This window comes from Candidatus Thermoplasmatota archaeon (assembly GCA_035540375.1).
GTDB lineage: Archaea > Thermoplasmatota > SW-10-69-26 > JACQPN01 > JAJPHT01 > DATLGO01.
The window spans coordinates 1-8,712 of the sequence record DATLGO010000081.1 but is presented as its reverse complement, the minus strand read 5'-3'; the positions used below and the strand labels follow the sequence as shown (position 1 = coordinate 8,712).

General features: G+C 68.1%; 8 protein-coding genes. 4 read left to right on the top strand and 4 right to left on the bottom strand.

Annotated features, from left to right (window positions below; translation table 11 throughout):
* Together VM889_09945 and VM889_09940 are read left to right on the top strand one after the other, a co-directional pair.
* Nucleotides 1–813: SDR family oxidoreductase (locus VM889_09945; protein HVL48867.1), on the top strand; the 813-nt coding region annotated here is incomplete at its 5' end.
* 102 nt (nt 814–915) lie between these two features.
* Entirely contained in the window at nt 916–2,136 is a 1,221-nt protein-coding gene (locus VM889_09940; GenBank protein HVL48866.1) for a hypothetical protein, read from the top strand.
* 84 nt (nt 2,137–2,220) lie between these two features.
* Here the strand turns inward: VM889_09940 and VM889_09935 are convergent, their stop codons facing one another.
* From VM889_09935 to VM889_09925, 3 genes are all read right to left on the bottom strand, one after another.
* Nucleotides 2,221–2,481, bottom strand: a complete 261-nt coding sequence (locus VM889_09935; GenBank protein ID HVL48865.1) for a hypothetical protein — start codon at nt 2,479–2,481, stop codon at nt 2,221–2,223.
* Nucleotides 2,482–2,825: 344 nt separating this feature from the next.
* Complete coding sequence (cgi121, locus tag VM889_09930; protein ID HVL48864.1) at nt 2,826–3,347, bottom strand: KEOPS complex subunit Cgi121; 522 nt, start codon at nt 3,345–3,347, stop codon at nt 2,826–2,828.
* Nucleotides 3,347–5,569: a DEAD/DEAH box helicase gene (locus VM889_09925; GenBank protein HVL48863.1), complete on the bottom strand. Its 2,223-nt coding sequence runs from the start codon at nt 5,567–5,569 to the stop codon at nt 3,347–3,349. The genes cgi121 and VM889_09925 overlap by 1 nt, the downstream gene beginning before the upstream one ends.
* A 92-nt stretch (nt 5,570–5,661) precedes the next feature.
* Between VM889_09925 and VM889_09920 the strand changes: the two genes are divergently transcribed.
* Nucleotides 5,662–5,886 carry a hypothetical protein gene (locus VM889_09920; GenBank protein ID HVL48862.1) on the top strand — a complete coding sequence of 75 codons (225 nt, stop codon included), beginning with the start codon at nt 5,662–5,664 and terminating at the stop codon, nt 5,884–5,886.
* Between the two features lie 36 nt (nt 5,887–5,922).
* Entirely contained in the window at nt 5,923–7,638 is a 1,716-nt protein-coding gene (locus VM889_09915) for a hypothetical protein (GenBank protein HVL48861.1), read from the top strand.
* Here VM889_09915 and VM889_09910 read toward each other — a convergent pair.
* A partial coding sequence (locus VM889_09910; protein HVL48860.1) for a hypothetical protein occupies nt 7,639–8,712 on the bottom strand: 1,074 nt, incomplete at its 5' end.

The following is an 8,712-nucleotide window of genomic DNA, read 5'->3' as shown; positions in this document are numbered from 1 at the left end:
CCCTCGACCGCGCCCGCGAAGCGCTCGCCCTACCGCCCGGACCTGCTGGCCGGCTACACCGCGCTGGTGACGGGCGGCGGCACCGGGATGGGGCGCGCGATGGCGCTCGCGTTCGCGGACCACGGCGCCGACGTCGTCGTCGCATCGCGCAAGAAGGAGCACCTCGACCCCGTCGCGGAGGAGATCCGCAAGCGCGGCCGCAGGGCGCTCGCCGTGCCGGTGGACGTGCGCGACTTCGCGCGCGTCGAGGCGCTGCGGGACGAGATCGAGCGCGAGTTCGGCGCGCTCGACATCCTCGTGAACAACGCGGCCGGCAACTTCCTCGCGCCCGTGTCGGACCTTTCCCCCAATGGGTGGAACGCGGTCGTGAACATCGTGCTTACGGGCACGTTCCACGTCTCGAAGGCCATGCTTCCGCTTCTCGAGAAGCGCGCCGGCCGCGCGTCGGTGACGAACATCATCGCGACGTACGCGTACGCCGCGGCGCCGCTGGTCGCGCACTCGGGCGCGGCGAAGGCGGGCGTCCTGAACCTCACGCGTTCGCTCGCGCTCGAGTGGGCGCACCGCGGCATCCGCGTGAACGCGATCGCGCCGGGGCCCGTCGACACGGAGGGCGCGTCGTCGCACCTGTTCCCGACGCCCGAGATTAAGGACCGCATCCTCTCGACGGTGCCGCTTTCGCGCTTCGCGGAAGCGGACGAGATCGCGCACGCGGCAGTGTACCTCGCAAGCGACGCCGCGTCGTACGTCACGGGAGACTGCCTCATCATCGATGGCGGGCTTTCGTGGAGCACGCGGTTCCTGGGCGAGTGAGAGGCACCATCGATTCGGTTGATAGTGCGCAGCGCCCTTGCACCCTGCCCCCTGTGACTCGTCAAGCAATCATTTATGAGGGGATCAGGGCACTTTAACGTCGTGGCAGGCAAGGGAGCGTTCCGCACCGTCCTCGTTCTTGCGCTCGCCATCGCGTTCCTTCCGCTCGGAGCGATCGCGGCCCCGACGGTGCCCCTCGATCCCGAGCCGAGCCCCGGGTTCCAGTTCCTGTCGCCCGCGGTCTTCGCGCGCATGTCCGATGTCGATTCCGAAGCGTGCGGAAACGGCGAGAAGACCGCCATCCGATCCCTCACGCCCGAACTGCCTCGCGCGGCTGATTCCGCGAAGGTCTACAGTGGGCCGAACCTCGTGACGCTCGCTTGCCCCTTCCGTTTCAATGCGACCGTGGAAAAGCCGTTCCGGCTTGATCAAGGGATTTCTTTCACCACGTGGCTGCTCTGCTCGCGTCCTTCGCCTTATTTCCGCATGAGCGACGTTCCCACCTTCGAGGACTACCGCTTCCAGTTGATGAAGAACGGAAAGATCGTCGCGAAGTCCGCGGGGAAATTCTCGTCATTTCTCCAGGTTTGCAATGACATCTTCGTGAAGCCGGTAAGGATCGACTTTAACGCGAACATCACGGATGTCACGTTCGCCGCGGGAGACATGCTCCAGGCCAACGTTGTTTTCTTCGGCGCGCCCGATGCAGGCAACTCCCTCTATCTGCTCATGGCGGGCCGTGACCATCCGTCCGCCCTCTACGGCGTCGGCCTTCCCGGCCTGCGACGTGTGAACCCCACGTCGGATCTCGTCGTCGACATGCCCGAGGCAATCCTCGAGGTCGGCCCCGGCAATGCAACGTCCCACACGCTCACCATCGAGAACGTCGCGTCCGTACCGCGTCTGGTGAAGGTCGTGGTGAATAACGGGCCCCCCGGCTGGACGGCCTGGAGCGATCCGGCCGCCGTCACGATTGCCCCGAACGGCTCGGCGTCGGTCGCCGTCACCATCGCGGCGCCCCTCACGGCCCGCTGGGCCGAAGTGGCGACGCACCGTGTCGTCTTCCGGACCTCGGAAGAGGCGGGCGCCGTCGACATCACAACCGAGGTTGAACCCGGAAAAGGCGACATCGCCCCGTGGATGCAGCCTAAACCGCGGGACGACAATCTCACGATCCTGACCCCCGCTTCGTCGCCCGCGTCGGAGCCGAGCACGCTGCTCGGCCTCCTCAAGGAATTGTCCACCGAGATCATCGCGACCGCGATCACGGCGGGAATCGCCACGGCGATCGCGCTGTGGCGGAAGTCGAAATCCGCGGCTTGATCTGGCTCGTGGCGCCGCCCGAGTCAGATTCCGCGAGCAGCGCCGACGTAATATTACTACGATGCGCCGTCCCTGAAGCGTGCGTCAGTTTCTCGCCGCGACCGCGAACGGAAAGGTCGCAGGCCGCGCCTCGACGAGCGCGGGGCTCACGAGCACCTCGCGCACCGGGTGTTCGCCGTGGTGTGCGCGGTAGGATTCGAAGGCCACCTCGGCCGCGCGCTCCGGCGGCGCGACGCGGACGCGCGACGCCACGGTACGTCCGCTCGGATCCTTGACGCCCGTCACGATGAGCGTCTGGCCGTCGATGAGGAAATCCGGCGTCACGCGGATGAAGCCCGTGGGCATGCGGCGGGCGTGCGCGCGACGGGTCTTGAAGGTTGGCGAGGAAAGCTCCAGCCATGCGAAAGCGTGGCCTGGAGAGAAAAGACCCGCGGGCCGACGCGCGACCCGCGGGAGGGGGGAGGGGATGCAGCGTGAGGCGCTACGCGCGCTCGAGCCAGACGTCGTTTCTCACAGCATGTCCTCCCGGGCGAACTCGAGGCGGATGTTCGCGAAGCCGAGAGGGTCGCGCGCCACGCGCGCGGCGTCGACGAGCTTGAGGAGGAGGCGGGAAACCGTCATCGAGGCCCCTGTACGCGGCCCCGCACTTGAGGGCTTCGCTCTTGCTACTACCTCGTGGAGTGAATTCCCTACTTCTGAAGATCGATGAGGGAAACGCGCTCCAGGGCGAGGTCCGGCCATCTCCCCCGGGGGATCGCGGCGCGAAGGCTCGCCTCGACGCCCAGCCGGTCGAGCTTGGCTTCGGACGCCTCGAGCACGGCGTCGTCGCGGCGCCATCCGAGACGCGTCGCAAGGGTGTCGAGCGCGGCCTCCGCGCCCCCGCCGAGCGCGACGGCTGCGAGCGCGAGGCCTCGTCCCTCGGGCGCGCCCATGCGCGCGAGCGCCTTCGCGATCTGCCGCTCGCCGCTCGCGTACACGAGCACCGCGAGCGCGAGGTCCTCGCTCTTGTGGCGACCCTCCGCGCGGGCCCTCCGCGCGAGCCGCGCCGCGTGCACGAGATGGTCGCGCCCGACGACGGCGGCCGCGTCGAAGATCTGGATGACGGTATCCCGTGTATGCGCCGCTTTCACGATCGCGACGAGATCGGGCGTCGGCGGCGCGTCGCCGCGGTAGCCTCGCACCACGATGGGGGCGTCTTCGTCCTCGGGCATCATTCCTGATCGAACTCCTGGAGCTTCATCTGGCCCGCGCGGGGTGCGGCGACCGCGGCCTCGGTCGCGGCGGCCTCGGAAGCCTGCGCTTCCGGCTCGCCGCTCACGGCGCGCTTGATGCTCGCGGCGAGCGTGGGACCGATCCCCGGCACGCGCGCGAGCGCGGCCGCGTCGACGACCTTGATCGCCTCGATGTTTTTGTAGCCGGCCTTGAAGAGCTGGCGCGCGCGGTACCGGCCGACGCCGCGGAGGCGCAGCACGGGAAGAAGCTCGCGCTTCGCGCCGTGACGCACGCGAGCCTCGAGCTCGCTGATCTCGCGCGTGACGCTTTTCTGGAACAGGTTCGCGATTTCGCGCATCGCGCTCAGGAGCCATTCCGCGGTGTCCACGCGCGTGCGGATGTCGCCGGGGTAGACGCCGTACTTCTTGACGATGTCCTCGTCCGTGACCTCCTCGCACCAGTCATGAACGAGGCTCGCCGTCTTGAGCTCCGCGAGGAACCACTCGTAGTCGAGGCCCGATGGCGGCGGAAGGAGGAACTGACGCTCGCGTTCGAGCACCTCGCCCTCGAGCCACTGGTCCGCGCGCCGCATGTAGAGCTGCGGCATGTCTGGCGTCGAGCACACGGCGTGCAGGAACGACATCGGCGTGAGTTCCACTTCGTCGACGCGCTTGAGGGCGTTGCGCATCTTCACGCCGGAGAGCGGGTCGACGTAGAGCTCGCTCACGCGCTTGCCGAACTTCGTCGGCGAGAAGCGGTCTCCCTTCGCTTCGATGAAGCCCTCCTCGAGAAGGAAGTCCAGCACGCTCGTGATGCGCGTCTCGATGGTCCAGACGTCGCCCTGCTCCGCGTAGAACGTCGCGCGGATGAAGTCCTTGAGGCTCGTTTCGTCCTCGACGAACCCGGACGCGATCGAGGCGAGAACGTGCGTCCTCAGCGCGTTCTCCGTACCGAGCTTGGAGATGACGCGCTCGCTGTCGGCGAGCAGGTAGTTGAGAAGGATCGCTTCGCGTTCGTCGGGGGCTCGCGCGATCGTGATCGCTTCGCCCACCTTGTCGTATTTGGGCCGGCCCGCGCGACCCGCCATCTGCTTGTATTCGAGGACCGGCAGCGGCGCGTTCCCCGCCTCGACGTCGTAGCGCCACAGGTCGCGCACGATGACGCGCCGCGCGGGGAGGTTCACGCCCGCCGCGAGGGTGGGCGTCGCGGCGATGGCCTTGAGGTGCCCCGCCTTGAAGGCCTGCTCGACCATGGATCGCTCGGTGTTCGTGAGGCCCGCGTGGTGGAAGGCGGCGCCATCCTTGAGCGCTTTCGCGAGCTTGCGCTCCACGCTCGTCTCTTCGGCGCCCTTGAGGGACGCGGCCATCTCCTCGAGCGCCGCCTTGTTCTCGGGGCGCAGGTGCTTGCGCGTCGCGTCGCGCAGCTTCTCGGCCATCGCTTCGGTGCTCTTGCGCGTGTTCACGAAGACGAGCACCTGGCCGCCGGTGCGGCACGCGTCCTCCGCGAGCGCGAGGGACGGGTCGTCGAACTGGGAGTCGATTTCGAGGACCGCATTGTCGAGAAACTTCACCTCGCGCCCCGACCAGATGCCCTCGCGCAGCTTCACAGGTCGCCATTCGTTCTTAACGTGCGTCGCCTTGAGCCAGCTCGCGACCTCGGCGGAGTTCGCGACCGTCGCCGAGAGGGCGACGATCTGCGCCTCCGGATTGAGCTGGCGGAAGCGCGTGAGGATGACCTCGAGCGTCGGGCCGCGGCCCGCATCGTTCAGGAGGTGGACTTCGTCGGAGACGATGCAGCCGATCGACCGCAGCCAATGCGCGCGGTGGCGCAGGAGCGCATCGGCCTTCTCGCTCGTGCAGACGATCACGTCGAACGAGCCGAGCTGCGGCTCGGCGGCGTCGTAGTCGCCGATCGAGAGCGCGACGCGGAGGCCGAGGGGGCGCCCGAGGTCCCTGAGGTCCTCGAACTTCTCCGCCGCGAGCGCCCTGAGCGGCACGATGTAGAGCGCCTTCGCGCCCTTGAGGCACCGTTGCAGGATGGCGAGGTACGCGACGAGCGATTTGCCCGAGGCCGTGGGGACCGCGAGGACGAGATTCTTGCCCGCGACCGCGACCGGGGCCGCGTCCGCCTGGCTGGGCCAGAGCTCGTCGTAACCCGCCTCCATGAGGCGGCGCGCGAGGCGCGGGTCGATGCCGGGAATGTCGCCGACGCGAAGGCCCACGGGCGGGCCAAGCGATTCTTCGCTTAAAGACGCTTGCCGCAGGTCGCCGAACGTCGATCGGGCTCTTGCATCAAGCGCTCGAAAGAGGCGTCATGCGTCCTGCCCCGTTCGTCGCCGTCGCCGTCGCGGCCATGCTCGTTGCGCCCCTCGCGGCCGCGAGCCTCTCCGAGGCCCTGCTCGCCGCGGCGCTGCTTGGCGGTGGGGAGGAGCTCGCGATGACGCCGGAAGCGGCCTCCAATGCCTGGCTCGTGGTGTACCCTGCCGGCCCGACCCCTACCTTCCAGCCGTTCGAGCGGACAACGGAGCCGAATGATTAAGGGAGGGTACGCCGGCTGGAGCAGGGAGGCTTCAGCGTGTCGGTCGTCCGTCCTTCGATCCTGTTGATCCCGCTCCTTGTGCTCGCTATTGCTGGATGCGTGACGCTTCCCAGCTCATACACCGCGAGCGTAAGCCACGAGGCGGATGAACCGAATCGTCCGGCGCGGGATGCGGCCGGACAGTACAACTGCGTCGCTGAAGCGCGCGGCGGCGCGGGAACCCCGGCGTGCCCTTCCGTCGAAACGGGAGAGCAGAACCCGAAGCGTGGCATCAGGGTGCTCGACAACTTCTATGGAACCGTCCTCCCGAGCAATCCGCAGGAGGACGCCGCGAACCCGGTCGCCTACGTCCTCTCGGGCGATGCCGGGCCGACGTCGATCGCGAGCGATCCCATCGTCTTCAACTTCCACCGCGGCACGAACGGGCTCCTTCCCGACTTCATCGCCCCCGGCGCGGGGCACTTCCTGACCGTGCTCGGTTTCTGGAACGATCTCAACGGAGACGGGAACGCCCGTTACCTCACGACGCCCGACGGCCAGCTCGCGCCGGCGAACGAGTGGGTGGGCATCGAGAAGAAGGCGATCTACAGCTACGTGACGCCGGGAAGCCACCCACCCCTCCTCACGATCGTCCGTCCCGGCGAAAGCGAACCCGACGTGCGCTATGACGCGGGCGCCAATGGTCTCTACGGCAACAAGGGCGGTTGGTCCGCCGTCCACGTGATTGTCTTCACGGACGGCTCGCTTCTGCAGGATTACACGGTCATCACCGTCTCCGACGCGCTTCTCGCGCCGAGAGAAGACGGCCGCTTCCCCTTCACGGCCGGCCCCGAGTCCCTCGTGGACATCGACGTCTATGCCGCGCAGGCGCCTGGCTCCGTTGCGATGCTTTACGGAAGCACCCTCGCGACCGCGGTCAACGAGATCGGGAGTCCGACGATCGGTTACTGTCCCAATTACTGCTATGTCGATCCGCCGCGGGCCGGCGACGGCCCCGCAGCGCCCGTCGTCGCAAGCGCCGTTCAGGCCGTATGGGCGACCTATCCGCGCGAATGGGAGGAGCAATCGGGCTCCAGTTCCGCGGGCCGACTCGGCGATCATCAAGCCGATTACGCCGGATGGATGGATCTCATCGGACGTTCGAAATACATGACCGCCGCCGCGATCGCCGCGCACGACGGCGCCCTCGTTGGCCGGGCGAGCGACGGGGCCCAGACGGCGGCGCCAGGGTATTTCGGGCTCGAAGCGTGGGTGGGCGCTTGGAAGGACATCAACCACGACGGCCACGTCGGTCGGGCCTCCTCGCCCGATCCCTACGAAAAAGGGACGCGACCGCTGCCGGACGACTACTGGAACCCCTCGGGGGAGTTCTTCGGCCAGGTCAAGACGACGAACTTCAAGGTCACGCTCACACCCGATGATGGCGAGTGGGGCGTCGCGACCATCTTCGAGACGCTTTTCCTCGTCCCGCTTCCAACGGCGCACGGGCCGCGCTGCGACGTGGTGAACAACTGGCCTGACAATTGCCTCACGCTCGAACAGCGCGGACCCATCGAGGTCTCCCTCTCCCATTCCGAGACGGAAGGGCGCGCGGGCTTCTTCGTCCTGAACTCGCCGATCTTCTTCCCCTTCGGGTCGCCCGGGTTCACGGCGTGCTCGTCCGTGGTCGAGGTCCCCTTCGTTCGCGCAGGAGAACCCGTCGTCGACCCAGTGTGGGACTGCGACCGGTTCCCCGCTTGGGATCGTCTCTGATCACGCGTCCGGCACGCCCGGCTTCCCGTTGAGCGGCGTGCGCTCGACCTCGAGCTCGTCGGCGGTCGGGTACACCTCCGAGAGGTAGCACGGGAAGGGGATCTCCTCCGCGATCTCCTCGAGCACCCACGGCGCGACTTCGAGGCGGTCGCGCGCGGCCTGCGGTTTCGCGTGCACCACGGGGAGCGGGATCGCGCGGCCCGTCGTCGCCATCGCCTCGGTGCGCTCGTCCGGGTTGAGCGAGCCGCGACCCACGTCCGTCGCGAGGCGCACGTGGATGAGGTCCGCGGGGATGTCGAACGCCTCGCGCATCTCCTCCGCGACCTCCGCGGGGTCGGGGCAGTCGACGACGCCGCGCAGGAGCGTGCCGTCGTCCGTGATGACCTCGTGCGGGCGGGCGACGGCCTGCGCGCGGCGGCGCAGGCGCTCGCGCAGCTGGATCGCGTCCTTGAAGGGCGACGAGCAGAAGTGGATCGTGATCGGCTGGTCGCGGTGCTTCGCCATGAGCGCCCGCGCAACGTCCGCCGATTCCATGGCGCTCATCGAGACGTCATCGCGGATGCGCATGCCGCGCTTCAGCATCTCCACGTAATTCGTCTCGCTGAATTCCATCTCGTTCAGGTTGATGAACGCGACCTCGTGCGCGACGAGCCAGCCCACGAGCTTCTCCATCGAGGAGAGGAACCCTGGGATGCAAGGGATCTCGAAGCCGATGTCCATCGAGCTTGCGAGCGCCTCCTTGTAGAGGCGCGCGTACTTCGGGTGCGCGTCGACGTCGGCCCAGATCTCCTCCGGGGGATGGAAGCGCAGCTCGTCGAGGCCCGCCTCCGCGAGCGCGGGGATCCACTTCGGGTCGAAGGGGATCTGCGTGTACATGTGGATGTGGTGCTTCGGCCCGAACTCCTGCTTGAGGAAGCGGATGTAGCCCAGGGTGCGCTCCGGGTCGTACATCGGGTCGCCGCCCGTCATGCCGGTGCCGCGGGCGCCGATGGCGCGCGCCTCGGCCGCGATGCCGGCGAGGTCGTCCGCGTCGAGCCGCTTCTCGTTCGCCCACACCGGCGACGCCTGCCCCTT